This is a genomic window from Microbacterium sp. NPDC088619 (assembly GCF_044752825.1).
Lineage (GTDB): Bacteria > Actinomycetota > Actinomycetes > Actinomycetales > Microbacteriaceae > Microbacterium.
The window spans coordinates 1,182,479-1,206,988 of sequence record NZ_JBIVLZ010000001.1; the positions used below are offsets into that span (position 1 = coordinate 1,182,479).

General features: G+C 69.4%; 22 protein-coding genes. 5 read left to right on the forward strand and 17 right to left on the reverse strand.

Annotated elements, in window-relative coordinates:
• Positions 1–29 precede the first annotated feature (29 nt).
• The 8 genes from ACIP5T_RS06035 to ACIP5T_RS06070 all read right to left on the reverse strand — a co-directional run bounded on the left by ACIP5T_RS06035 (position 30) and on the right by ACIP5T_RS06070 (position 6,972).
• Entirely contained in the window at positions 30–1,307 is a 1,278-nt protein-coding gene (locus tag ACIP5T_RS06035; RefSeq protein WP_400861475.1) for a S8 family serine peptidase, read from the reverse strand.
• A gap of 11 nt (positions 1,308–1,318) precedes the next feature.
• The gene (locus tag ACIP5T_RS06040; RefSeq protein ID WP_400861478.1) at positions 1,319–1,861 is read right to left on the reverse strand and encodes a DUF501 domain-containing protein; all 543 of its coding nucleotides are present in this window, start codon (positions 1,859–1,861) and stop codon (positions 1,319–1,321) included.
• Between the two features lie 67 nt (positions 1,862–1,928).
• Positions 1,929–2,477: a septum formation initiator family protein gene (locus ACIP5T_RS06045; protein ID WP_400861480.1), complete on the reverse strand. Its 549-nt coding sequence runs from the start codon at positions 2,475–2,477 to the stop codon at positions 1,929–1,931.
• A 53-nt stretch (positions 2,478–2,530) separates the two neighbouring features.
• Entirely contained in the window at positions 2,531–3,811 is a 1,281-nt protein-coding gene (gene eno / locus ACIP5T_RS06050; protein ID WP_400861481.1) for a phosphopyruvate hydratase, read from the reverse strand.
• A gap of 100 nt (positions 3,812–3,911) precedes the next feature.
• A complete protein-coding gene (locus ACIP5T_RS06055; RefSeq protein ID WP_400861483.1) occupies positions 3,912–4,571 on the reverse strand; it encodes an O-methyltransferase in 660 nt (219 codons plus the stop codon).
• 31 nt (positions 4,572–4,602) lie between these two features.
• Positions 4,603–5,556 (reverse strand): lysostaphin resistance A-like protein, encoded by a 954-nt coding sequence (locus tag ACIP5T_RS06060; protein WP_400861486.1) that lies wholly within the window; start codon positions 5,554–5,556, stop codon positions 4,603–4,605.
• Between the two features lie 49 nt (positions 5,557–5,605).
• The gene (locus ACIP5T_RS06065) at positions 5,606–6,625 is read right to left on the reverse strand and encodes a DUF1648 domain-containing protein (RefSeq protein ID WP_400861487.1); all 1,020 of its coding nucleotides are present in this window, start codon (positions 6,623–6,625) and stop codon (positions 5,606–5,608) included.
• A complete protein-coding gene (locus tag ACIP5T_RS06070) occupies positions 6,622–6,972 on the reverse strand; it encodes a GntR family transcriptional regulator (protein WP_400861490.1) in 351 nt (116 codons plus the stop codon). The genes ACIP5T_RS06065 and ACIP5T_RS06070 overlap by 4 nt, the downstream gene beginning before the upstream one ends.
• 99 nt (positions 6,973–7,071) lie before the next feature.
• Between ACIP5T_RS06070 and ACIP5T_RS06075 the strand changes: the two genes are divergently transcribed.
• Both ACIP5T_RS06075 and ACIP5T_RS06080 read left to right on the forward strand, forming a co-directional pair.
• On the forward strand, positions 7,072–7,542 hold the full coding sequence (locus ACIP5T_RS06075; protein ID WP_400861492.1) for a PaaI family thioesterase: 471 nt from the start codon (positions 7,072–7,074) through the stop codon (positions 7,540–7,542).
• A 54-nt stretch (positions 7,543–7,596) separates the two neighbouring features.
• Positions 7,597–8,823 (forward strand): APC family permease, encoded by a 1,227-nt coding sequence (locus ACIP5T_RS06080; protein WP_400861495.1) that lies wholly within the window; start codon positions 7,597–7,599, stop codon positions 8,821–8,823.
• Here ACIP5T_RS06080 and ACIP5T_RS06085 read toward each other — a convergent pair whose 3' ends face one another.
• Together ACIP5T_RS06085 and ACIP5T_RS06090 are read right to left on the reverse strand one after the other, a co-directional pair.
• A complete protein-coding gene (locus ACIP5T_RS06085; RefSeq protein ID WP_400861498.1) occupies positions 8,824–9,627 on the reverse strand; it encodes a helix-turn-helix domain-containing protein in 804 nt (267 codons plus the stop codon). It lies immediately after the preceding gene.
• 2 nt (positions 9,628–9,629) lie between these two features.
• A complete protein-coding gene (locus ACIP5T_RS06090) occupies positions 9,630–9,863 on the reverse strand; it encodes a hypothetical protein (RefSeq protein ID WP_400861500.1) in 234 nt (77 codons plus the stop codon).
• Between the two features lie 101 nt (positions 9,864–9,964).
• Between ACIP5T_RS06090 and ACIP5T_RS06095 the strand changes: the two genes are divergently transcribed.
• A complete protein-coding gene (locus tag ACIP5T_RS06095) occupies positions 9,965–10,489 on the forward strand; it encodes a VOC family protein (protein WP_400861503.1) in 525 nt (174 codons plus the stop codon).
• Here ACIP5T_RS06095 and ACIP5T_RS06100 read toward each other — a convergent pair.
• From ACIP5T_RS06100 to ACIP5T_RS06115, 4 genes are all read right to left on the reverse strand, one after another.
• Positions 10,458–11,270: an SGNH/GDSL hydrolase family protein gene (locus tag ACIP5T_RS06100; protein WP_400861505.1), complete on the reverse strand. Its 813-nt coding sequence runs from the start codon at positions 11,268–11,270 to the stop codon at positions 10,458–10,460. The two genes, ACIP5T_RS06095 and ACIP5T_RS06100, sit on opposite strands and share 32 nt — an antisense overlap.
• 203 nt (positions 11,271–11,473) lie before the next feature.
• Entirely contained in the window at positions 11,474–12,724 is a 1,251-nt protein-coding gene (locus ACIP5T_RS06105) for a histidine--tRNA ligase (protein WP_400864635.1), read from the reverse strand.
• Positions 12,725–12,789: 65 nt separating this feature from the next.
• A complete protein-coding gene (locus ACIP5T_RS06110) occupies positions 12,790–13,470 on the reverse strand; it encodes a MazG family protein (RefSeq protein WP_400861508.1) in 681 nt (226 codons plus the stop codon).
• 34 nt (positions 13,471–13,504) lie between these two features.
• Positions 13,505–14,671: a Na+/H+ antiporter NhaA gene (locus ACIP5T_RS06115; protein WP_400861510.1), complete on the reverse strand. Its 1,167-nt coding sequence runs from the start codon at positions 14,669–14,671 to the stop codon at positions 13,505–13,507.
• 86 nt (positions 14,672–14,757) lie between these two features.
• Between ACIP5T_RS06115 and ACIP5T_RS06120 the strand changes: the two genes are divergently transcribed.
• Positions 14,758–17,445 (forward strand): phosphoenolpyruvate carboxylase, encoded by a 2,688-nt coding sequence (locus ACIP5T_RS06120; protein WP_400861513.1) that lies wholly within the window; start codon positions 14,758–14,760, stop codon positions 17,443–17,445.
• A gap of 150 nt (positions 17,446–17,595) precedes the next feature.
• Entirely contained in the window at positions 17,596–18,966 is a 1,371-nt protein-coding gene (gdhA, locus tag ACIP5T_RS06125; protein WP_400861515.1) for an NADP-specific glutamate dehydrogenase, read from the forward strand.
• 72 nt (positions 18,967–19,038) lie between these two features.
• Here the strand turns inward: gdhA and ACIP5T_RS06130 are convergent, their stop codons facing one another.
• From ACIP5T_RS06130 to ACIP5T_RS06140, 3 genes are all read right to left on the reverse strand, one after another.
• On the reverse strand, positions 19,039–20,472 hold the full coding sequence (locus ACIP5T_RS06130; RefSeq protein ID WP_400861517.1) for an APC family permease: 1,434 nt from the start codon (positions 20,470–20,472) through the stop codon (positions 19,039–19,041).
• A gap of 158 nt (positions 20,473–20,630) precedes the next feature.
• Complete coding sequence (locus ACIP5T_RS06135; RefSeq protein ID WP_400861519.1) at positions 20,631–23,759, reverse strand: aminotransferase class III-fold pyridoxal phosphate-dependent enzyme; 3,129 nt, start codon at positions 23,757–23,759, stop codon at positions 20,631–20,633.
• The gene (locus tag ACIP5T_RS06140; RefSeq protein WP_400861522.1) at positions 23,756–24,382 is read right to left on the reverse strand and encodes a gamma carbonic anhydrase family protein; all 627 of its coding nucleotides are present in this window, start codon (positions 24,380–24,382) and stop codon (positions 23,756–23,758) included. Before ACIP5T_RS06140 ends, ACIP5T_RS06135 begins: the two co-directional genes overlap by 4 nt.
• Between the last annotated feature and the right edge of the window lie 128 nt (positions 24,383–24,510).

The window sequence follows — 24,510 nt, forward strand, 5'->3', positions numbered from 1 at the left end:
TGAGGCACAGGGGGACAACTCCTCGGGAGTCAGGGATGTGGCGTGCGAGCGCGCGCCGATCGGATGCGCCGGGCAGCTGCGGTGACGCCAAGCGCTATCAGGATACCAGGGACTGTGAGCGCGATGAGCGGCAGGGTACCGTAGCGCAGCGATTCAGCGCTGGGAAGCAGCGGTGAACCGGGTTCGGACGGCGCATCAGCATCCGGCAGGGGTGGCACCTCGACCGGTGCGACGCTGGGTTCGGGCTGCGGAACCGTCTCCGCGCGTCGGAACAGCCGGACCCACTCGGCGAGGTCGCCCATCGGATTCTCGGAGACCTCGGGCACGTCGGTCGTGATCGCCGCCTCGGCATCCACCAGACCGTAGCCGTAGAGGGGATCGGGGAGGTCTGCCATGCCCGGCACCTTGATGGCGGTCTTGATGATGCGGTTGATGACGTTCGCGGCATCGAGGTCGGGGTGCGCAGATCGTATGAGAGCGGCGATTCCCGCGACGATGGGCGCCGCACCGCTGGTGCCGCTCCACGGCACGACCGTGCCGTCTGCCGAGACGCCCCGGAGCCCCTCACTGGGAGCGGCAATCCCGATGGTGATCCCCTGCGTCGACGCCTCGATGCTCGCAGTGCCCGTCTGATCGACTCCACCGACCGTCAGCACGCCGGGGATCGTCGCGGGAGCGCCGATGATGTTGGTGCCGCTCCCCCGGTTGCCCGCGGCGACGACCACCACCACATCGTGCTCGAAGGCGTAGAGGAACGCGTCGTCCCAGCTCCGGTCCCAGTCCAGCGTGTTCGTGGTGAACGAGAGATTGATGATGTCGGCACCATGATCGACCGCCCAGCGCATCGCCTTCGCGACCTGCTCGGTGAACGGCACGGCGGCGGCAGCACCGAAACCCACCGAGATCGACAGCAGATCGGCCTCGGGGGCGACTCCGATCATCCCCTTACCGTCTGCGGAGCCGCGTCCGGCGGCGAGCGAGGCCACCCAAGATCCGTGATTGCCGTCGATGGCTCCCACCGGGGTACGCCCGTCGGGAGTTCCGGTGCCGGACACATCCGTGCCGCCCACGACGGCGTCATCGAAGACTCCGGGGACCTTGCCGATCCCGGTGTCGATGACGGCGATCGTCACTCCATCGCCGCGAGTGGTCTGCCAGGCCTCACGGATGCCGGCGCCGTCGAGCCAGTACTGGGCCGCGCGATCCGGGTCTGCGGGATCGTCCGGCACGGGCGGCGGGGTCGCTGCCGCGCCGAGGAGCAGGACGGATGCCACGATCGTCGCCAGCGCGGCACCGTTGCGCAGCATCCGCGGTCGCCTCATGCGGTCGATGCCTCAGCGTCACGCAGGGCGGCGCCGGGGTCGTCGCACCGGCACTTCTCCGGCGACCAGCTCGAACGCTCGAGAGCAGCGTCGCCGATCGGGTTCACGCCCGGACCTGCCGCGAGAGCGTGCCCCGCCAGAGCATGCAGGCACTTGACGCGGGTCGGCATGCCGCCGGCGGAGATCCCGTCGATCTCGCCGACCTCGCCGAACTGCGCCCGGTCGGCGAGGTACGCCTGGTGCGCTGCGAGATAGGCCGCTGCGACCTCCTCGTCCTCGGCGAGCAGTGCTGCGAGCTCGGGCATGACCTGCGTCGCCTCGAGGGTCGACATCGCAGCGGTCGCGACCGGATGCGTCAGGTAGTAGAACGTGGGGAACGGTGTTCCGTCGGGAAGCCTGGGCGTCGTGGCGACGACTGTGGGGTTGCCGCACACGCATCGGGCCGCGATGCCCACGACGCCGCGGGCGGTCCTTCCCAACTGGGCCGACACCACGGCGAGCTCGGCGGTCGTGGGAGCGGGGAATGGCGGCGTGGTCACCCGTCCAGCGTACGGGAGCCGACCGGGAGGATGCTCGGAGCGCACTCCCCGGCGGATGCGCGGACCGTCAGCGGCTGACGGCCGCCGTGTCGCTCAGTCCCGCGGATGTCAGCGTGCGCAGCAGCTGCGGCATCCAGTCGGACGGCGTCTCCTCGAGGGTGTCGCTGACCGGTCCCTGCTGCTGCGGAAGCGCCGCGGGATCGAGATCGTTGTCGATCAGGTAGACGACCTCGCCGGGCTTGACGTAGTACAGGCGCTCGCGTGCTTGCGTGGTGATGTAGGCAGGATCGCTCCAGCGCTCGCGCTCCTGCTCGAGCGCGGCGATCTGGTCTTCGGAGACCTGGATCGACTCCTCCAGAGCCGAGATCTTCTGCCTCTGGTCGATGAAGGTGCCCAGTGTCGGCACCAGCACCCAGGCCCCGAGCACGACGAGCGACAGCATGATGACCGAGAACGCCGAGAGACGGATGCCGGACGCCCACTCCCGCACATCGACTCGACGCTCCTGGGAGCCGCGATTCGCCGCTTCCCGCGGCTGGCGGGCCGGCGGCTTCACCGTCGTGGTGGGGCGGGAGGCACCCGAAGACGCCGAAGGAGGAGCCGGTCGTCGTGCCACGGCTCCTCCTCCGTACGTGCCGCTCAGGCGGCGTGTGTCTGTCTCAGCAGTGTTCAGCCCTGGTAGCGCGGGAACGCCGAACGGCCGGCGAAGACCGCCGCCTCGCCCAGCTCTTCCTCGATGCGCAGAAGCTGATTGTACTTCGCGACGCGCTCGCTGCGAGCAGGCGCACCAGCCTTGATCTGACCCGCGTTCGTCGCGACGACGAGGTCGGCGATCGTGGTGTCCTCGGTCTCACCCGAGCGGTGCGACAGCATCGCGGTGTAGCCCGAGCGCTGCGCGAGGCTGACCGCGTCGAACGTCTCGGTGAGCGTCCCGATCTGGTTGACCTTGACGAGCAGCGAGTTCGCGACGCCGCGCTTGATGCCGTCCGCGAGACGGGTCGGGTTCGTGACGAACAGGTCATCGCCGACGAGCTGGACCTTCGAGCCGAGAGCGTCGGTCAGGAGCTTCCAGTTGTCCCAGTCGTCTTCAGCCAGGGCGTCCTCGATCGTGACGATCGGGAAGTCGTTGACGAGGCCCTCGTAGTACTCGATCAGCTCGGGGCCGGTCCAGTCTTTGTTGTCGAGGCGGTAGACGCCGTCCTTGAAGAACTCGGTGGCTGCGACGTCGAGGCCCAGCGCGATGTCGGTGCCCGGCGTGAATCCGGCCTTCTCGATCGCCTTGACGAGGAAGTCCAGGCCCTCGCGGTTGCTGGGCAGATCGGGGGCGAAGCCGCCCTCGTCTCCGAGACCCGTCGCGTATCCGGCGGCCTTCAGCTCCCCGCGCAGCACGTGGTAGGTCTCGACACCCCAACGGAGCGCCTCGGAGTACGTCTCGGCGCCGATCGGGGCCAGGAAGAACTCCTGCATGTCGATGCCGTTGTCGGCGTGCTCGCCGCCGTTGATGACGTTGAAGAGCGGAACGGGCAGCAGGTGCGCGTTCGGTCCGCCCAGGTAGCGGAACAGGGGCAGGTCGGCGGAGTCGGCCGCGGCCTTCGCCACCGCGAGGCTGACGCCGAGGATCGCGTTCGCGCCGGTGCGCTGCTTGTTCTCCGTGCCGTCGGTCTCGATCAGGATCGCGTCGACGATGCGCTGCTCGCTCGCCTCCACGCCCTCGAGCGCCGGGCCGAGCTCGTCGATGATCGCGTCGACGGCCTTGACGACGCCCTTTCCGCCGTAGCGGCTCTTGTCGCCGTCACGGAGCTCGTACGCCTCGAATGCGCCGGTGGATGCACCGGACGGGACGGCGGCCCGCTGGACCACACCGTCGTCGAGGAGCACCTCCACCTCAACGGTCGGGTTACCGCGCGAGTCGAGAATCTCGCGTGCGCCTACAGCCTCGATCAGTGCCACTGATGTGCTCCTTGCTCAGAGAAAACGTTGTGTGGAGCGTCGTCGATCCGCGCCCAGTCTAGCCCGCTCGCCGCCGACCTCTCGGGTCCGTCTCGGCGGCTCACACCACGACGGCGAGCGCGAAGCCGTCCCAGCCCTTGGCACCGACCGTCTGCAGCGCGGTCGCGTCGAACCGCGGATCCTCCCCGAGCATCCGCAGTGCGTCTCTGGTGCCGACGACCTTGGAGTCCGTCGAGTCCGCACGCACGATCTCACCCTCTCGTCCGATGTTGTCGAGGATGACGACGGTTCCGGGATGCCCCAGCTTCGCCGCCCAGTCGAGGTAGACGGTGTTCGACTCCTTGTCCGCGTCGATGAAGACGAGATCGAAACCGCCGACGAGGGTCGGGAGCACGTCCGCCCCCCGGCCGATCCGGATGTCGACCCGGTCTCCGACACCGGCGGCATCGATGCTGGCGCGGGCGACGGCGGCGTTGTCGGCTTCGGCCTCGACCGTGACGACCCGGCCGCCCGGCCCCACGGCCCGCGCGAGCCAGATCGTCGAATATCCGCCGAGCGTGCCGATCTCGAGCACACGGCGAGCGCCGCTGATGCGCGCGATCAGGTGCAGCAGCTTGCCCGAGACCGGCGCGACCTCGATGGCCGGCAGCCCCGCGTCGCGCTGCGCGACGAGCGCCGCCTCGAGCTCTGGATCGTGACCGACGAGGGTGTCGACGAGATAGGCGTCGGCGTGGGACCAGGCGGCGGGAGTGGAATCCATGCCCTCAGCAAACCGCGAGGCAGTGGGACCGTCAAGAGGGGTGCGGCGACTGTCCTCCGTCGCGCGGAGCGGACAGCAGCCGACCGGGCGCTCCTGCCAGCTCGGGCTGCTGACGGAACTGTCCGGTGACGATGAGGATCGCGATCACGACCGCGGCCGCGATCCATCCGGCGATGCCCAGCGGGCCGGCGAGCGCGAGATCGGGCTGCGAGGCGGAGACGAGGATCACGAGGCCGGCCGCGGCGTTCAGCGAGCCGTGGGCGAGAACCGCCGGCCAGACGGACGCCGAGCGCAGACGCAGCCAACCGAGCAGGATGCCCCAGGCGACGCAGCCGCCGACCATGAAGAGCACACCGGTGAAGTCGGTGCGGCCGAAGTTGTAGCCGAGGAGGATCACCGGACTGTGCCACAGCCCCCAGATCGCTCCGCTGATCAGCAGGGTCGGCCAGGTGCCGAGGGGTCGCAGCGCCGGCACGAGCCACCCACGCCACCCCAGTTCCTCGCCGAAGGCCAGGACGCTGTTGAAGAGGGCGCCCAGCGGGATCATCGCGATCTGCGAGATCACGAGGAGCTCGACCGGCGGCATGGGCGTGCCCTCGGGAAGCATCTTCGTGAGTTCGGCCGAGAATCCCGCGAAGGTCGGATCGAGCCGGATGAACCCGAGCGCCGCGGCGAGCAGGATGCTGAGGCCCACGACGAGTGGAGGGGCGAGCCAGCCGATGACCATGAGCCAGACGACGCGCTTGGCCGGGCGCAGCGGCCAGAGCCCGAAGAAGCGCACCCGTTCGCCGGGGGCGGGGATGCGCATCGTGAAGGTGATCACGAGGGCTGCGACCGCGGGTGTCAGCATCATCACGGGCAGCAGGACACCCGCGACCGGCTCCGCGAGACCGTCGCCCAGCCACAGGGGCAGAGCCGCGAGCCAGGCGAGCCCGCAGGCGAGCACGGTGAACGCGATGACGGCGGCGATGCGGATGCGGTTCATGATGGTTCTCCTCGGTCGGATGCTCTGAGTGCGCGGGTCGGCGATGGGATCAGCGCCGCGCGGCTGCTGCGAGGACGGATGCGGCGGTGCCCGCGTCGTCGACCGTGACGACGAACACCCGCCCGTTCGTGCGGGTGACCTCGAGGGCCTCGCCGGCGCGCAGCACGAACCCGCGCCGTCCGTCCGTGCCGATGCGATATCCCCAGCCGCCGAACTCGGCGAACGGGTCGACCTGGATCGAACGGGTGCTCGCGATCTCGTCGGCCGGGATGGCGAGACGCGGCCATCCTGCCGCGGAGCGAACACGCAGCCCGGCCGGGCTCGCACGGACGCGGAAGGACAGCCCCGTGACGACGACCACCACCAGGAGGAGCGAGACCGCCGCCGTGATCCATCCCGCGGCGATCCCCTGCGCGAGCAGCAGGACAGTCATCGCGATCGCGAAGAACACCCCGATACCGAGCACGATCTGTCCCGACTTCGCGATGGACACGCTTCGCATCCACACCGCACGCTCGTGATCGGCCAGGGGCAGCGGCGGCGCCGGAGCATCGGACGGACGTGCGGGGATGGCGGTCTTCGGCTGCAGGAACCAGCCCGCCACGCTCAGGGCGGCCAGGACGACAAGGAACACGGGGACCCACGGCGTGATGTCGGCCGCGTCCGCGGCATCGGCGAGCCCCCGCTGCGCGGCGGTTGTGACGATGGCGAGCGTCGCCATCATCCCCGCCATGCCGAGGCTCGTCGCACCGAGCAGCCGCGCGGTCGCGGACCACTGCGGCTGCGGGACCGGTGCGGCAGCTCCCCGCTGCGGGAGTCTGTGGGAGAACAGCGCGATGAACGCGAACAGCACGACGACACCTCCGCCGAGACCGATCAGCAGGACGAGGGGCGTCCACCGAGGGGCGAAGCCGTCGACACCGTCGGGACCCCAGTGGATAGCCGCAGGGTCCGGCACCTCGGGGAGCCAGGCGAGCACGACGATGCTCGCGAGCGCGATCAGCGCCAGCGGGAGGATCACCCCCACCCACCAGTAGGCGGTGCGGGCTCTGCGGATCTCGGGGGTCATGCGTCGGTCTCCTTGATGAGGGCGGCCAGGGTCGTGGACGAGACGCCGAGCGAGGCGGCGCGGGCGACGAGCGCGGTGATGTCCTGTGCGAGCTCGGCCAGAGGTGCGGCGGAGGCTGCGACCACCGCTCCCCTGCCGCGACGCAGATCGATCAGACCCTCGTCTCTGAGCTGCTGATAGGCGCGGAGCACCGTGTGCAGATTGATCTCGAGGGCATCTGCCAGCTCGCGCGCGGCGGGCAGCCGATCGCCGGGGCCGAGCCGCCCGGTCAGGACGTCGGCACGGACGGACGCCGCGACCTGATCGAAGAGCGGCCGAGCACTGTCGGCATCGATTCGAATCAGCATCGCGTTCCTCAATTTCTACTAGTTATAGGAGAACTATAACAACTGTCGGAACCCTCCAGCAAGCTTCGCCTCCCTCGCTGCATCATCCACACTGACCTCATGCGCATCACTCCCCGCCGCCTCGCCACGGGCATGAGCCTGTGGATCCCCAACCTCTTAAGCGGAATCCGCATCCGCCGCTTCAGCGAGGACTGGACCCAGGCGACCGTCGAGCTGCACGTGAACGTCTTCACGCGCAATTACGTCAAGACGGCGTTCGGCGGCTCGATGTCGGCGATGACCGATCCCTACTTCTTCATGCTCGTGATGCACCAGCTCGGACGGGACTACGTGGTGTGGGACACCCGCGGCGAGATCGAGTTCCTCAAACCGGGCCGGGGAGTCCTCACCGCCGAATTCGAGGTCAGCAGGGAGCGGGCCGCAGAGATCCGCGAGCGTGCCCACGGCGGAGCGAAGGTGCTCGAGTGGTTCGAGACAGTGATCACCGACCGCGACGGCGATGTCGTCGCGAGAGTGCGTCGTGAGGTCTACATCCGAGAGAAGAAGCGCATCACCGCCACGCGGAGCTGACCCGCAGGGTGGCGCAGACACTCGGAGTTCACCCTCGCATGGCACGATGACGGGATGCCCCTCGCACGCCGCCTGAGACTCGGCGACGCCGTCGCCATCGGACTCGGGTCGATGCTCGGCGCCGGCGTGTTCTCGGTGTGGGCTCCGGCGATGGGCGTCGCCGGCAGCGGCATCCTGCTCGCCCTGGCGATCGCCGCGCTCGTCGCATACTGCAACGCCACCGCGTCTGCGCAGCTCGCCGCAGCCCACCCCGTGGCCGGCGGCACCTACGCGTACGCCAGAGCTGAGATCGGCCCGTGGTGGGGCTTCATCGCCGGCTGGAGCTTCGTGATCGGCAAGATCGCGAGCTGCGCCGCGATGGCCATGACCTTCGCCGCCTACGCGGCGCCCGAAGGCTGGCGGGTGCCGATCGCCTCGACCGCGGTCGTCGCTCTCGCGACCGTCAACTGCTTCGGCGTCACGCGAACCGCCCTCGTCACCCGGATCCTCGTCGTGTGCTCGCTGCTGGGGCTCGCCGTCGTCGTCGCGACCGGACTCGGCGGGTCGTCCGCAGCCTCCCCTGCCCCGCTCCCTGACGCCAGCGCATACGGCGTGCTGCAGGGAGCAGGACTGCTCTTCTTCGCCTTCGCGGGGTACGCGCGCATCGCGACGATGGGTGAAGAGGTCGTCGACCCCGCTCGGACGATCCCGCGGGCGATCGCCCTCGCACTGGGTGGTGCGGTCGCCGTCTACACGCTCGTCGCGATCACGGTCATCGTCGTGCTCGGCGGCGACGCGGCGACGAGCACGACGCCTCTGGCGGACGTCGCCGCGGCCACCGGCTGGCCGGCTCTCACCCCGGTGATCCGCGTCGCTGCGGCGGCAGCCTCCCTCGGCGCTCTGCTCGCGCTGCTCACGGGCATCGGGCGGACGACCCTGGCCATGGCCCGCGAGCAGGATCTGCCGCGGTTCCTCGCGAAGATCGACGAGCGCTGGCAGGTGCCCCGCCGTGCCGAGATCGCGATCGCGATCATCGTCGTGCTGATCGTGTTCGTCGCCGATCTCCGCGATGCGATCGGATTCTCCTCGTTCGGGGTGCTGCTGTACTACCTCATCGCGAACGCCGCGGCGTTCCGACAGCAGGCGGAGGCTCGCCGCTATCCGCGCGCGTTGCAGGTCATCGGAGCGCTGGGGTGCCTCCTGCTCGTGAACACGCTGCCGGTCGTCGCCTCGGCGATCGGAACCGTGGTCGTGCTCCTCGGAGTGGTCTATCGGATGACGCGCCTCAGACTGTCGCGGTGATCAGGCCCGCGCGCTCTCGTCCCGGAACTGCTCAGACGACCCGGCACGATACGTCCGAGGGGCGATGCCGAGGATGCTGCGGAAGTCACGCGTGAGGTGGGCGTGATCGGAGTATCCGAGCTCGGCCGCAAGGCCCGCCAGGTCGACCCCCGGGTCGAGACGCATCCGCTCGGCCGCCTCCTGCAGGCGGCGCCGACGGATCATCGCCGCCGGCGAGACGCCGACATACCGGTGGCACAGCCGCTGCAGGGTGCGGGTCGAGACAGCGAGTCTCAGCGCCGCCTCCTCGAGGCTCCCGGCTGCATCATCGCCCATGAGCACTTCGACCAGCGCGTTCGCGTGCCGGGCACTCTCGTCGAGAGGTCCGACCCGGCGCACGAGCCAGTCGGACAGCACCGCGGCGGCACGCTCGCGGCGCCCCTCTCCCGTCGCCATCGCAGCACTCACCGCGTCAGCGAGATCGGGCGCATCGACTGTCTGCTCGGTGTCGACGAGCGTCCCCGGGTCGTCGACGAGTGCTCCCACAGCGCCGGGCCGCAGCAGCGCGCCGACGGCCCAGCCGGTGCCGGTCAGGTCGCGATGCGACGCCCGCGTCGTCGCGCCGGACAGGGTCACGACGCCCTGCTCGACCACGAGATTCAGCGCCGGGTAGCCGACGACCTCCTGGCGTGAGGATCGTCCGGGCTCGATCGACCACTCCGGGATCCAGAACCACACGACGAGATCCCGCGCGGCCGCAGCGGGCGGCAGACGGTGGAACTCGGGCAGCCGGGCCGGGTACAGCACCCCTCGGGTCGGACGCACGTCTACTCGTCGCTCGGGCGAGCCGCGGGAGGCCCCGCGACACGCGGCGATGGCGCCGCAACCGGATCAGCAGGCGGCCACACCACGAGCAGGAACGCCGCGATCGGTCCCAGGAAGACGGTGAGCACGAACCACGCCAGTGCAGACCTGTTGCGAGTGCGGGCGAACCCACCGGCGAGGATCGCGACGGTCAGCCACATCGCCGACACCGTCGGTCCGAGGTACTCGACATCCATGATCTCGACCCTACGACCCACGCCCCTCGAGCAGCCCTGTGCGCCGCAGTCTGTCGCGGATCTTCAAGCGCACGCCGCCCGCGAATCCGTACCGTGAACGCATGACCCCAGACAATACGACCGGCGTGACCGGCGCACACACCACCGACGGCCGCCCGCACAGCGCGACCTCGCTCACCCCGTTCCTCGCGATCCCCGGAGCCAGAGAGGCGATCGACTTCTATCGAGACGTCTTCGGTGCTCGCGTCGTCGACGTCACGGAGTTCGGGGGCGTCGTCGCCCACGCCGATCTCGACTTCGGCCTCGGCCGCCTGCAGCTGGGCGAGCCGAGCCCGGAGTATCACCTGGTGCCCGCGCCCTCGGGTGACGACGACTGCTACTCGATGGGCCTCTACGTCTCGGACGTCGACGCCGTGGTCGAGCGGGCGGTCACTGCGGGAGCGACGGTGCGAGAAGCTCCGTCGGCCTTCGTCTCAGGCGACCGATTCGCGAGCATCCGCGACCCTTTCGGCGTGCGATGGTCGGTGATGACCCGGGTAGAAGACCTCTCGGATGACGAGAGCGCGCGTCGCGTCGCCGAATGGGCCGCCTCGTTCAGTGCGGCCCCGGCTGACGACGCGAGCTGAGCGCCGCCTCCGCGGCGAGGCACGCGACAGGAAGCAGCACCTCGGCCGTGCGCCGATAGCCGAGCGCGCTCGGATGGAAGCGATCCATGCTGAACATGGCCTCCGGATCGTCGAAGAACATCGGACCCACGGCTCTGCGGAGATCGACAGGGCTCGCCCCCGCCGATCGCGCGGTCTCGGCCTGCGCTTCGGCCAACCTGCGAGACATGCTGGAGATCAGGCGCCGCAGCGGCTGCGGCACGGGGCGCAGCGCACCGAGGTCGGGGCATGTGCCGACGACCACCTCGGTGCCGCGGCGCCGCAGCTGCAGGATCGTGTCGCGCAGGTGCTGCGTCGAGACGGCGAGCGGGAGGCGGTGGGTCACGTCGTTCCCGCCGACCACGATCACGGCCACGTGCGGTGCATACCCGTCGGGCAGACCCGCCAGCTGGGCAGCGAGATCGGGCGACTCCGAGCCGACGACCGCGGCGGTGCGCAGGCGGACCGGTCGCCGCATGCGCCGCGCCATGCCCTTCGCGAGCCGACCGCCGAGCGTCTCCTTGCGGCGCTCGGCGCCGAGACCCGCCGCCACCGAGTCGCCCAGCACCAGGAGCTGCACAGGATCGCCGTCGAGCGCACGACGCCAGACGCGATCCGCATCGATCGACCGCTCGCCTAGCGGTTTGCCGATGCGCCGACGCGCGATCGCCGCCTGACGCGTCAGCACGAACCGGATGCCGACGGCGGCCGCGACCGACGCGGCACCGATTGCGGTGAAGGCGACGAGATGCTGTCGGCTCATGGTCTGATTCGATCCGACCGGCGTGAACGCCGAGTGAACGGCATCCGCAGTGTCCGTCTGCAGGACCGGGGCACGTCCGCAGGACGAAACCAGCGGTCTGCCCCTGCATCCCGTGCGGTCGTCCTGCAGACGGACTCCCGGGGTTCGAAAGCCGGGCCCGGAGTTCGAAAGCCGGGCCCGACGGGCGAAGGACGAGCCGAGTCTCAGGACAGGGGCTTGAGCTCCAGTTCGGCAGCGCCCGCGGACACGGTCGCGAACTCCGTGTATCCGTCGGCGACCGAGCGCTCCAGCAGAGCCTTCACGTTCTTCGTGCGCCGTTCCAACCGCACCCTGGCACCGGATGCCACGAGTCCGGCCTTGTGAGCGACGAGCTCGGCGACCGGCACGTCGGCGTCGTGGATGAGCACGACGGCACGCTCGCCGGCATGCGCTCCCGTCGTCAGGAGATCGACGAGCCTCTCGAAGCCGAGCGAGAAGCCCACGGCCGGGACCTGCTGGCCGAGGAACCGCCCGATCATCCCGTCATAGCGACCTCCACCGCCGAGCGAGTACGCCACCGACGGATGCGCGAGCTCGAAGATCGTGCCGGTGTAGTAGCCCATGCCGCGCACGAGGAAGGGATCGAACACCAGCGGGATGTCGGTCGCCCCCCGTCCGGCGGCGACGGCCTCACCGATGCCGACGAGATGCCCGACGATCTCGTCCGGCGCGTTCTCGGGAAGCGCCTTGCGGATCTGCCGTTCCCCGAACGGGTTGTACTCCATGGTCTGCGGACGAACGAGGAACGCCTCGAACGCGTCGACGGACGTCGGAGCCGAGCCGCGTTCGCGCAGTTCGGCGGCGACGCCGTCGGGGCCGATCTTGTCGAGCTTGTCGATCGTGATCAGAACGCCGGGGCGCTCCTCCGCGGTGAAACCGAAGCTGTCGAGCATCCAGTCGAGTGCCCGGCGATCGTTGATGCGGACGGTCGCTCCGTCCAGGCCCAGCGCGTCGACGGCGTCGAGCGAGGCGACCATGAGCTCGGCCTCTGCTCGCGAGGAGTCGTCACCGATGATGTCGATGTCGCACTGCACGAACTGTCGGTAGCGGCCCTTCTGGGGGCGCTCGGCGCGCCAGACCGGCCCGATCTGGATGGAGCGGAACACGCCGGGAAGCTGCCCCCGATTGCTGGCGAAGAAGCGAGCGAGCGGCACCGTGAGGTCGTAGCGGAGTCCCAGATCGGCGAGTGCACCCTGGTCGTCGGCCGACTCGCGGATCGCCTCGGCGTCGAGGCCGCGGCGCAGCACGTTGTACGCGAGCTTCTCGTTGTCGCCGCCGATGCCGGCATGCAGTCGCGAGTACTCCTCGAGTGCGGGCGTCTCGATCTCGTCGAAGCCGTGAGACCGGTAGCGATCGCGGATGACCGAGAGGACTCGCTCACGGCGTGCCTTGTCGGCGGGGAGGATGTCGCGCATTCCGCGCGGCGGGTTCACAGTAGCCACGCCTCCATCCTTCCAGGTCGGCGGGGCAGGCCGTGGCCTCAGTCCCCCGATTCCGCCTCGCGGACCTCGTCCTCGATGCCTCGGAGCCGTTCCCGCAGTGCTCGTTCCGCATCCCAGCCCTCGGTGCGGGCGAGCGCGACGAGGCCCAGCAGCGCGTCGCCCAGCTCGGCTTCCGACGTCGGCCTCGCGGCAGCCTCCGCGGCATCCGGCTCGGCGTCGATGACACCGGCTCCGGCAGCTCGACCGACGATCTTCTGCGCCAGGGCGAGCGCCGGCATCCCGCGCGGGATCCCGTCGAGCACGCTTCGTCTCGTGCGCTTCTCCGCCGCCTTCGCGGCGTTCCAGTGCACGAGGACCTCTTCGGGCGTCGTCGCGGTCTCGCCGCCGAACACGTGAGGGTGCCGACGCACCATCTTCTCGGTCAGCGTGGCCGCCACATCGTCTATGTCGAACGGGTCGTCCGGATCCTGCGCAGCGATGGCGGCGTGGAACAGCACCTGCCAGAGCAGGTCGCCGAGCTCTTCGCGCAGATCGTCGCGCGTGCCGTTCTCGACCGCGTCGATCACCTCGTGCGACTCCTCGATGAGATACGGCACGAGATCGCGGTGCGTGATCTGCTGAGACCAGACGCAGCGCTCTCGTACCTCCCGCATCGTCTCGGCTGCGGCGCGAAGCGCGTCGCGGTCGCGGTCTGCGCTCACCGGCACTGCCTCGGACATCGCTCTCCCTGCCGTCATCGTCCCTGCCTCCTGGTCACGGGGTCACGACGCCCAGGCGTCGGTAGGTGCGGGCACGGAGCGAGACGATGACGCCCGACAGGATGAGCGCCGCGAGCGAGCCGACGAGCACGCCCAGGATCGCCTGGTCGCGAATGCCCGCATCGGTCGCGAAGGCGAGATTGGCCAGCAGCAGCGAGACGGTGAAGCCGATCCCCCCGAGCGCGCCGGCGGCGAAGATGTCGGCGAACGGCAAGGCGGGCGCTGAACCTCGGGGCCGGATCCGCATCGCCAGCCATCCGAACAGCGAGATTCCGACGATCTTGCCGATGGGCAGGGCGACGACGATCCCCCAGAAGGCGGGCGACAGCTCGGACGGTGCGAGAGCGGGGATCACCACGAACGCGGCCACGAAGGCGAAGAGGGGCAGGATCGCGCCGTTCACCGTCGGCTCGAGAGCGTGACGGGTGCGCGCGGCAGGGACGGGCGACATCACGAGCCCGAGCATCACGCCGGCGATCGTGGCATGGATTCCAGACGACGCCACGAGGCCCCAGGCGACGATGCCGACCACGACCATCGCGACGGCGATCGCCGGGTGCCCCTTGGCGTGCAGCAGTCTGCTCAGCAGCCAGAAGGCCACGACCGCGACGACGGCGAGGGCGAGGAACAGCCACTGCACATCGTGGGCGAAGAGCACGGCGATGAAGATGATGCCGATGATGTCGTCGAGGATCGCCAGCGCGAGCAGGAACACCCGCACGTTCGAGGGCAGCCCGCGGCCGAACATGGCGAGGACGCCGAGCGCGAAGGCGATGTCGGTCGCGGTGGGGATGGGCCAGCCGGTGGCGGTCGCCGAGTCGCCCGCGATGAGGAGATAGACGGCGATCGGCACCAGCACGCCCCCTGCGGCGGCGATCGCCGGCTGCACGGCCTTGCTCGGAGAGTCGAGCTCGCCGTGGGTCAGCTCGTGTCGCAGCTCGATCGCCACGACCAGGAAGAACACCGCGAGCAGCCCGTCGGACACCCAGTGCTCGATCGAGAGGTCGAGGACGGTGCCGGGGACCGCGATATGGAAGTCGAGGACTGCGGCGAGCGCATCGTGCGACGGGAGATTCGCCAGGAGGATGCCGAGTCCTGCCGCGACGAGGAGGAGGACAGCGGGGAACTGCTGACCTCGGAGGGGGTTCGCGGAGATGCGCATCGCCCCCATGGTAGTTGCGCCCGTGCCCGGCGTCTCGCGCCGTCATGCGTTCAGAGCACGGTCCCGACCCGGGATACTCTCGAACGGTGACCCCCGAACACGCCTTCCCCGAGCCCACTGACACCTCGGCCATCCGCATCATCGGCCGTTTCGAAGCGGGCCGTGGCATTCCGGATGCCATGCGCACCGACGTGAGAATGCTCGGCGCCCTTCTCGGCCAGGTTCTGCGCGAAGCAGGCGGAGACGACCTCTTCGAGGATGTCGAGCGCCTGCGACTGGCGACGATCCAGGCCTACGACGAGGAGACCTCCGACGCGTTCGACCGCGCCGCGGCGATCGCCGAGTCGTTCAGCATCGCGCGCGCCGACGAGGTGGCCAGGGCGTTCACCTGCTACTTCCACCTCGTGAATCTCGCCGAGGAGCACCAGCGCGTGCGGGTGCTGCGCGAGCGCGCCGGCCAGCCCGGCCGCGAGGATGCCGCAGACACGGTCGCCACGGCGTACGCGCGCCTGAAGACCGAGGTCGGCGACGACGAGGCTCGTCGTCGCCTCGAGGGCCTGCGCTTCCACCCGGTGTTCACCGCTCACCCGACAGAGGCGCGCCGCCGCGCCGTGTCGTCGAGCATCCGCCGTCTGTCCGAGCTGCTCACCCAGCACGACGCCGCGAGCGAGGGCGGGGCCGAGGAGCACCGTGCACGCCGCCGGATGCTGGAGGAGATCGACACCCTGTGGCGCACCGCTCCCCTGCGTGCCGAGAAGCCGTCACCGACCGACGAGGTGCGCACGGTCATGGGCGTCTTCGACGAGACGCTGTTCACCACTGTGCCGCACGTGTACCGGCGCATCGACGACGCCTTGCGTGGCGATGACTCCGGCTCCAGCGCACCGGTCGTCCCCGCCTTCGTGCGCATCGGCTCCTGGGTCGGCGGCGATCGCGACGGCAACCCGTTCGTGACGGCATCCGTGACACGGGAGGCGTCGCAGATCGCCTCGGACCACGTGCTGCGCGGTCTCGAGCGCGCGCTCGAGCGCATCGGCCGCACTCTCACGCTCAGCGCCGAGGACACGCCCCCGAGTGACGCCGTCTCGGCGCTCTGGGACTCGTTCGCCGCCGCCGAGCCGCGGGTCGCACACGAGCTGGCCGCCCGCTCGCCCGGCGAGCCCCACCGACGGGTGCTGCTCGCTCTGGCACATCGCGTCGCAGCCACGAGGCATGGCGACGAGCAGGGGTATGCCCGGCCGGAGGAGCTGCTCGAAGACCTCCGCGTGGTGCAGTCCTCGCTGTCGGATGCCGGTGCGAAGCGCCACGCCTTCGGCGGTGTGCAGCACCTGATCTGGCAGGTGGAGACGTATGGCTTCCACCTCACCGAGCTCGAGGTCCGTCAGCACTCGCAGGTGCATGCGAAGGCCCTCGCTGAGCTCGAGAGCGGCGAGGCGATCAGCGCCCAGACCGAAGAGGTGCTCGAGGTCTTCCGCGCGATCGCCGAGATCCAGCGGGACCGGGGCCTCCGCGCCGCCGGCCGCTACGTCGTGTCGTTCACGCAGGCGGCCTCCGACCTCGCGAACGTGCACCGGCTCGCCGCGCACGCGCTCGGCGACGACGCGCCCGTGCTCGACGTCGTGCCCCTGTTCGAGACGTTCGCCGACCTGCAGGCCGCCCCGGGCATCCTCGCGGAGGCCGTGACGTTCCCCGAGTTCCAGGCGCGCCTCGCGGCGACGGGCAACCGGCTCGAGGTCATGCTCGGATACTCGGATTCGTCGAAGGACGTCGGCCCGGTCGCAGCCAACCTCGCGCTGTACGAGGCTCAGGAGAAGATCGCGCAGTGGGCGCTGGAGTCCGACATCGAGCTGACCCTGTTCCACGGCCGTGGCGGCGCCCTCGGGCGCGGCGGCGGGCCGGCCAACTCGGCGATCCTCGCCCAGCCGCCGCACTCGGTCGACGGTCGCTTCAAGCTCACCGAGCAGGGTGAGGTCATCTTCGCCCGCTATGGCGAGCCGGCCATCGCGATGCGCCACATCGACCAGGTCGCCGCGGCGACCCTGCTCGCATCCTCGCCGTCGGTCGAGAAGCACACGAGCGACGCGGCGGCGCGGTTCGCCGACATCGCCGCCGTCATGGACGCGTCCTCCCGCGAGCGGTTCTTCTCGCTCGTGAAGGCCGAGGGATTCGCCCCTTGGTTCGCCACGGTGACGCCTCTCGAGGAGATCGGCCTGCTCGCCCTGGGTTCGCGTCCTGCCAGGCGCGGACTGTCGGTGGAGTCGCTCGAAGACCTGCGCGCCATCCCGTGGGTGTTCGCCTGGACCCAGGCGCGCATCAACCTGGCCGGGTGGTTCGGCCTCGGAACGGCTCTCGCGGCGGTCGGCGACGAGGCGCGACTCATCGAGGCCTACCGCGACTGGCCGCTGCTGCGCACCATGATCGACAACGTGGCGATGAGCCTCGCGAAGACCGATGAGCGCATCGCCCGCCAGTACCTCGCACTCGGTGACCGCGACGATCTCGCGCAGCTCGTGCTGGACGAGCTCTCGCTCACCCGTGAATGGGTCATCCGCCTCACGGGCGGGGTCGGACTGCTCGAGAACAAGCCGATCCTGCAGCGCGCGGTGCAGCTGCGCACGCCATACGTCGACGCCCTGTCGCTGCTGCAGCTGCGTGCTCTGCGCGCGTTGCGCGACCCCGCCGAGGCGACCGGATCAGGTGCCGACGACGAGCAGAAGCGCCTGCTGCTGCTCTCGGTGAGCGGCGTCGCGGCCGGCCTGCAGAACACCGGGTGATCGACGCCCATCGCGCCTGAGCGAGTGCATGCCTGGGTGAAGATCCTCACATCGGCGTGCCCGCTAGAGTGAAAACTCCGCCCGATCCGGCGAACCCTCACGCGACACGATCGCACGCAGCACCATCCCCCGATCAGAAAGCTCTTTCGCGTGACCTCTTCGTCTTCCGCAGACTTCCACCCGCTCGCCGAGTCCGTGCAGCCCGTCTTCGACACGGTGCTCGTCCGCAGCCCGCACGAACCGGAGTTCCAGCAGGCCGTGCACGAGGTGCTGAACTCGATCGCGCCGGTGCTCGCGCGCAACCCGCAGTTCGTCGACGGAGGCATCCTCGACCGCCTGGTCGAGCCCGAGCGTCAGATCCTGTTCCGGGTGCCGTGGGTCGACGATGCCGGTCGTCTGCAGGTCAACCGCGGCTACCGCATCCAGTTCTCCTCTGTCCTCGGCCCGTACAAGGGCGGCCTGCGCTTCCACCCCTCGGTCAACCTGTCGATCATCAAGTTCCTCGGGTTCGAGCAGATCTTCAAGAACGCGCTCACGGGGCAGGGCATCGGCGGCGGCAAGGGCGGCTCCGACTTCGACCCGCACGGCCGTTCGGATGCCGAGATCATGCGCTTCTGCCAGTCGTTCATGAGCGAGCTCTACAGACACCTGGGCGAGCACACCGACGTTCCCGCGGGCGACATCGGGGTCGGCGGTCGTGAGATCGGCTACCTCTTCGGTCAGTACCGCAAGATCACCAACCGTCACGAGTCGGGCATGTTCACCGGCAAGGGCACCGGCTGGGGTGGCGCCGAGGTGCGCACCGAGGCCACCGGGTACGGGGCGGTGTTCTTCGCGCAGGAGATGCTCGGCGTGCACAACGACTCGCTCGACGGCAAGCGCGTCGGGGTCTCGGGCTCGGGCAACGTCGCGATCTATGCGATCCAGAAGGCATCGCAGCTCGGCGCGACCGCTGTCACGGCATCCGATTCGTCAGGCTACGTCGTCGACGACGCCGGGATCGACGTCGACCTGCTCCGCCAGATCAAGGAGGTCGAGCGCGCCCGCATCGTCGAGTACGCGAACCGTCGTCCGGGTGCCAGGTTCGTCGAGGGCGGCAGCGTCTGGGAGGTTCCCGTCGACATCGCAGTGCCCTCCGCGACGCAGAACGAGCTCGATCTCGACGCCGCCGAGGCCCTCATCGCAAACGGCGTGCGCGCCGTGTCGGAGGGCGCGAACATGCCCTGCGTCCCCGCAGCCGTCGAAGCGTTCCAGGGCGCCGGTGTGCTGTTCGCGCCCGGCAAGGCCGCGAACGCCGGTGGCGTCGCGACCTCTGCGCTGGAGATGAGCCAGAACGCCTCGCGCCAGCGGTGGAGCTTCGATGCGAGCGAGAACAAGCTGCGCGAGATCATGGCGGACATCCACAGCGCCGCATTCGATGCCGCGGAGCGCTACGACGTCGCAGGCGACTACGTCGCCGGAGCGAACATCGCCGGCTTCGAGCGCGTCGCCGGCGCGATGCTCGCGCAGGGCGTCATCTGACCCACTCGCGCCCCGCGCACGTGCGAAGAGCCGCCTCCCTCACGGGTGGCGGCTCTTCTGCATCCCGGGTCGTCAGCTCTCGTCGACCGGCACCTTCACGACCTTGTTGAATCCGGTCACCGGCTGGTTCTCGTCGAACGCGACGACCTTCTTGCGGAAGCCCCTCGTGATCACGGCCAGGTAGATCAGGCCGAGAGCGGTCCAGATCAGACCCCCGGTGAGCGCGTCCGCGTGCAGGTTGACCCACAGCAGCCCGGTGAGCAGCATGCCGATCCCGGGCATCACGATGTACGAGAAGATGTCGCGCGGTGTGTGGCGACGGCCCTTGCGGATCGCGAACCATGCGATCACGGAGATGTTGACGAAGGTGAACGCGATGAGCGCGCCGTAGTTGATCCATGCGGCGATCAGTTCGAGTGTGAACGGGATCGCCAGCAGCGAGATCGCGCCCACCAGCACGATGTTGAACGTCGGCGTGTGGGTGCGGGGGTTGATATAGCCGAACGCCTTCTGCGGCAGCACGTTGTTGCGGCCCATCACGAGCAGCATGCGTGACACCGACGCATGCGAGGCGAGCCCCGATGCCAGGGTCGCGCAGAAGCCCGCCGCCGTCAGCACGGCCATGAGCACGTTGCCGCCCACGAGGTTTCCGATGATCGGCAGCGTGGAGTCCTCGACGTACTGCATGTCGCCGCCGGGGGCGAACTCGTTCCAATCGGGGAATCGCAGCTGTGTCACATACGCGGCCACGAGGAAGATCGCCCCGCCGAGCAGCACGGTGAGGAGGATCGCCTTCGGCATCGTCTTCGGGTCCTTCGCCTCCTCGGCGTACATGGTCACCGCGTCGAAGCCGATGAACGAGAAGCAGACGATCGTCGCGCCCATGAGCACGGCGCCGATGGTCGCACCGTCGTGGATGAACGGGGCTGCGGAAGCGATCGTCGCCGCGCCCTCACCGCGCATCAGCTGCGCGACGACCATGACCACGAAGACGACCATGACCACGATCGAGAACACCAGCAGGATCATGTTCATGTTCGAGGTGCCGCGCATCGTCATGTAGATGATGCTCGTGACGAGGATGCAGTAGAGCACGACCCAGATCCAGCCGGGGATGTCGGGGAACAGCGCCTCGAGGTAGCTGCGGATGATGAGGCAGTTGACCATCGGAAGCAGCACGTAGTCGATGAGCGAGGTCCAGCCGACCATGAACCCCAGGTTGGGGTGGATCGATTTGCGCACATACGTGTAGGCGGAGCCCGCGCTCGGGATGGCGCGAGAGATCTTGCCGTAGCTGATCGCGGTGAAGACCATCACGACGAGGGCGACGAGGTAGGCGGCGGGGACGACGTTGTCGGTGTCGCGAGCGACCATGCCGAAGGTGTCGAAGACGACGGTCGGCGTCATGTAGCCGAGACCTAGACCGACGATCGCCCAGAGACCGAGGTTGCGGCGCAGTGTTCCGCCGCCCTGCGCGAGCGGTTTCGTCTTGATGGGCGTGGCCATGAGTACTCCTTCGGGAACAGCGCATGGGCCGGACTTCGGGCGGTCCGACACTGACGCTCAGTATGTACCCGGGATATTCGTCAGCGGAAGAGCAGATCTGATTCGAAATACGCATTTAACATGCCGAGAACCGACTCGATTCGAAGACTCTCCTCCGGTCACCATCCGTCCGTGAGCACACGGTCGAGCATCGCGACGACGTGGTCGGCGCTCTCCGGCGTCAGGCAGAGCGGCGGCTTGATCTTCAGCACGTTCGAGCGTTCCGAGGTGGTGAGCACGATCACGCCGAGCTCCCGCATCCGCTCGCAGATCGCCGCCGCCTCGGCATCCGCCGGCTCCATCGTCTCGCGATCGCGCACGAGCTCGACGCCGAGATAGAGGCCCTGACCATGCACAGGACCCACGATCGGATGCCGCTGCGCCAGCGCTCGAAGGGCATCTGCCAGATGCCGACCGACCTCGAGCGCGTTTCGCTGCAGGTCGTCCTCGACCATCGCGTCGAGGACGGCGAGGCCGACGCTGCTGCTGAGGGTGCTGCCGCCGGCTGAAGAGAAGAACTGCCCCTGGCTGCTGAGCGCGTCGGCGATCCGCTTCGAGGTGATCACGCCCCCGATGGGGAAGCCGTTGCCCATCGGCTTCGCGATCGTGACGATGTCCGGAACCACGCCGGACTGCTCGAATCCCCAGAAGGTCGACCCCATGCGGCCGAAGCCCACCTGCACCTCGTCGGCGATGGTGAGACCGCCGCGCGCGCGGATCAGTTCGTAGGCTCCCGCCAGATAGCCGTCGGGCAGGAGCACTCCCCCGGCGTTGCCGAGCACGGACTCGCACAGGAACGCCGCCGGGTCTCTGCCGTCTGCGGTGAGTCGGTCGAGGTCTGCCGCGAGATCGGCGAGGTACCGGTCGGCCGTGTTCCGGCCGCGATATGTGCCGCGGAAGGGATTGGGCACGTCGGCGACATGCACCCAGTCCGGCCTCGTCGCGAGAGCATGCGGGTTGTCGTAGGCGCTGGTCGTCACGGCATCGCTCGCCATGGTCCAGCCGTGATACGCCTCTCGAAGCGCCACCACCGTGCGTCGCCCGGTGGCCGCCTGGGCGAGACGGATGCCGAGGTCGACCGCCTCCGAGCCGCTGTTCACGAGCAGCACGGTGTCGAGACCGCTCCCCTCGGGCATCAGCGCGATCAGCCTCTCGCTGTACTCCGCGAGGCCGCGGAACAGGAACCTCGAATTGGTGGCGAGCGTCTTCAGCTGGCGGTTCGCCGCCGCCGCGACTCGCGGGTGGCCATGTCCGAGCCCCGCGACGTTGTTCACCATGTCGATGTAGCTGCGACCGGTCGTGTCGACGAGATGATGCCGCCAGCCTCGCTCGATCTGCGGCGGGTGCTCGTAATAGCGCTCCTGTGCGTCCGCGAAGATGCGCTCCCTTCGCGTGAGCTCCTGCCCGGCCTCGTCCCGCTGCGCGTAGGAGGGGAGCCCGAGCAGCCCCGCCGGATCTGCCGTGAAGCGGCGCCATGCCTCGACATGATCGGGGGCGACGAGGTGCGCGACAGCAGGCGCATCGGAGCGCGTCGCCGGAAGCATCGGAGCATCCGCCCGCCTGAGTCCGACGATGATCGTCCTGTTCTCGAAGGATGCGGCGAGCCTGCCGATGCTCTCGCCCCGCTCGACTCGTCCGCTGCGGTTCGGCTCGAGGTCGGCGCCTCGGATCTCGAGTATCCACCCGGTGTCGAGTGCGACGCGCACCGCGCCCTCGGTGATCTTCAGCTCGCCCTCTGCCGGCGCGATCATCCGTGAGGACGGCCCGGGGGCGACGTGCACCTCGGTCTCGATCGGCCACGTGGCGGCAGCGCTCGCGGCGTCGATCGTCACGCGCGTGAGTCGGAACACACCGTAGGGCACGACGGCGGCACGAGCACCTTGCGCATGCGCTTCCGCGATGAGAAGCGCTTCGGCGTCGGAACGCAACCATCTTCCGGCGTCCAGCCCCTCGGCCTCGATGCCGGGGTCGATCACGGCCACGCGACCGTCGAGATCCGGAAGAAGCGTCGACAGCTCGGGGCGCGTGCGGTCGGCCGCGTCGACCAGCGGTGCATCGGGCGCAGTCGTCACCGGCGCAGTCGTCTCCGGCACAGTCGTCTCAGGCTCCCTTGATTCGGAATCGTCAGCCTCCGGAGTCTCGGGTCGCCCGGTCTCAGGCTCCTCGACTCCGGGTTCAGGCGCCGCGCGAGGCGGCGCAGCCCCCTCCGGCGATTCGAACTCGGGCGCCTCGAACCCGAGCCGAGCGAGCACCAGCTCGGTCGCCTCGGGAAGCGGAACGTCGGTCGCGGCGTCGAAGATCGCCTGCTCGCCGGCGATCCTCTGGCGGGCGTAGTCGTTGTCCCCGTCGATCGCGAGCTGTCGCCAGCCGCTGGGGACGAGAAGAGCTGCTCTCAGCACGACGAGGGACCACACCGCGACCGCCTCGTCGCGAGTGAGCGGGGCATCGGCGTGGAATGCCGCGACGGTGTCGAGTGCCCGAAGCGGGCGCTCCGGCTCATGGTGCAGCATCGACGAGACGCATACCGCGAGTTCGGCGACCCGCCATCCGAGCCCCAAGTCTCCCAGGTCGAGCACCGTGTGCGGGTGCAGTCGGGAATCGGCGCCGCGCACCCCGGTGACGTTGTCGTCGGTGAGATCGCCGTGGATCGGCTGCACCGGCAGCGCAGCGGCGACGGACGACAGAGCCGTGTGCGCCTCGTCCGCCGCCGTGCGAACGCGCGAGCGCAGCTCGGCATCCGTGATGGCCGGGGCGAGGCCGATGATCTGCTCGTACGCGACGCGCATGTCCCACATCTGCTCACGGTCGAGCCCCGGATGCACGAGACCTGCGAGCGCGTTCACGGATGCCGCAGCCAGCGTGCCGAACTCCCCCAGGACGAGGGGAGCGAGATAGCCCGCGTCGACCAGCGGCTCACCCTCGGCGAACTCGCTGCGCCGCACCGCAAATCCTCGCCAGCGCTGGGTGAGCTCACCGTCGAGCCCCGGAAGCGCTGTGGGAACACGAACGCCGGCTGCACGGTACGCGTCGAGAGCTGCGTGCTGCGCGGATCGTGCGTCATCGCCGAAGACCGGGTTGTCGACGCGCAGGACGCTGCGGGACCCGTCGGGTTCGAGCAGCACGAAGTTGCGGTCCTGATTGCTGCCGAGCTCGCTGGCCACCGCCTCGACTCCGTAGCATTCGCGGGCGATCAGCACGGCGTCGTCCGTGCTGATGTCCGGTCGGACGAGCCCTGTGCCGTCGCTCACCCTCGACCCGCCGCGCGGCCGTCGGCGTCGAGACGCACATCGTCGGCGTGCCGAGCCAGCGAGCTGCCGTAGCGCTCGGTCAGCTGCACCATCAGATCGGGGGTGTCGCGGTCCACTCCGAACACGTGACCGGGGAAGTCCAGTTCGGGCTGAGCGGCTGCGATCTCGGCCTCTCGGTCGGGCGAGAGCAACTGCACCGGATCACCCACCGCGACCCAGCCGATCGGCACGACCGTGCCCGACGGCAGCACCGCCCGGCGGTGCACGATGGCGTTCACACGGACCTCGCATCTGTCGCCCACCAGTGCTCCGTTGAAGATCCGTGCGCCGGACGCGAGGAAGACCTCTTCGCCGACGGTCGCCCCGGCGATGCTCGCGAGGGTTCCCACGAGCGTGTGCGAACCGATGTGCACGGCATTCGCAGCCGTGGCCCTGATGAGCGCGTTCTCCATCACGATGACATGCTCGCCGATGCTGATCGGACCTCCCTCGGCGGTGATCACAGCGCCGTGCAGCACTTGGCAGTCTGGACCGATCGTCACGTCTCCGGAGATCACGGCGGTGGGAGCGACGACGGCGGTGTCATGGATCCGGGGCCGAGCCCCGAGGTGCTCGTACAACATGACGCCAGCGTAGCGCCGCCGCGCACGGGTCGAGAAGGCTGACCGAGCCTCCTGCTACGCTGACGCCCATGAAGTGCAGCTGACTCGATCCCCTCTCCCGCCTCGGACCGCCATTCGGCGTGCCCGCG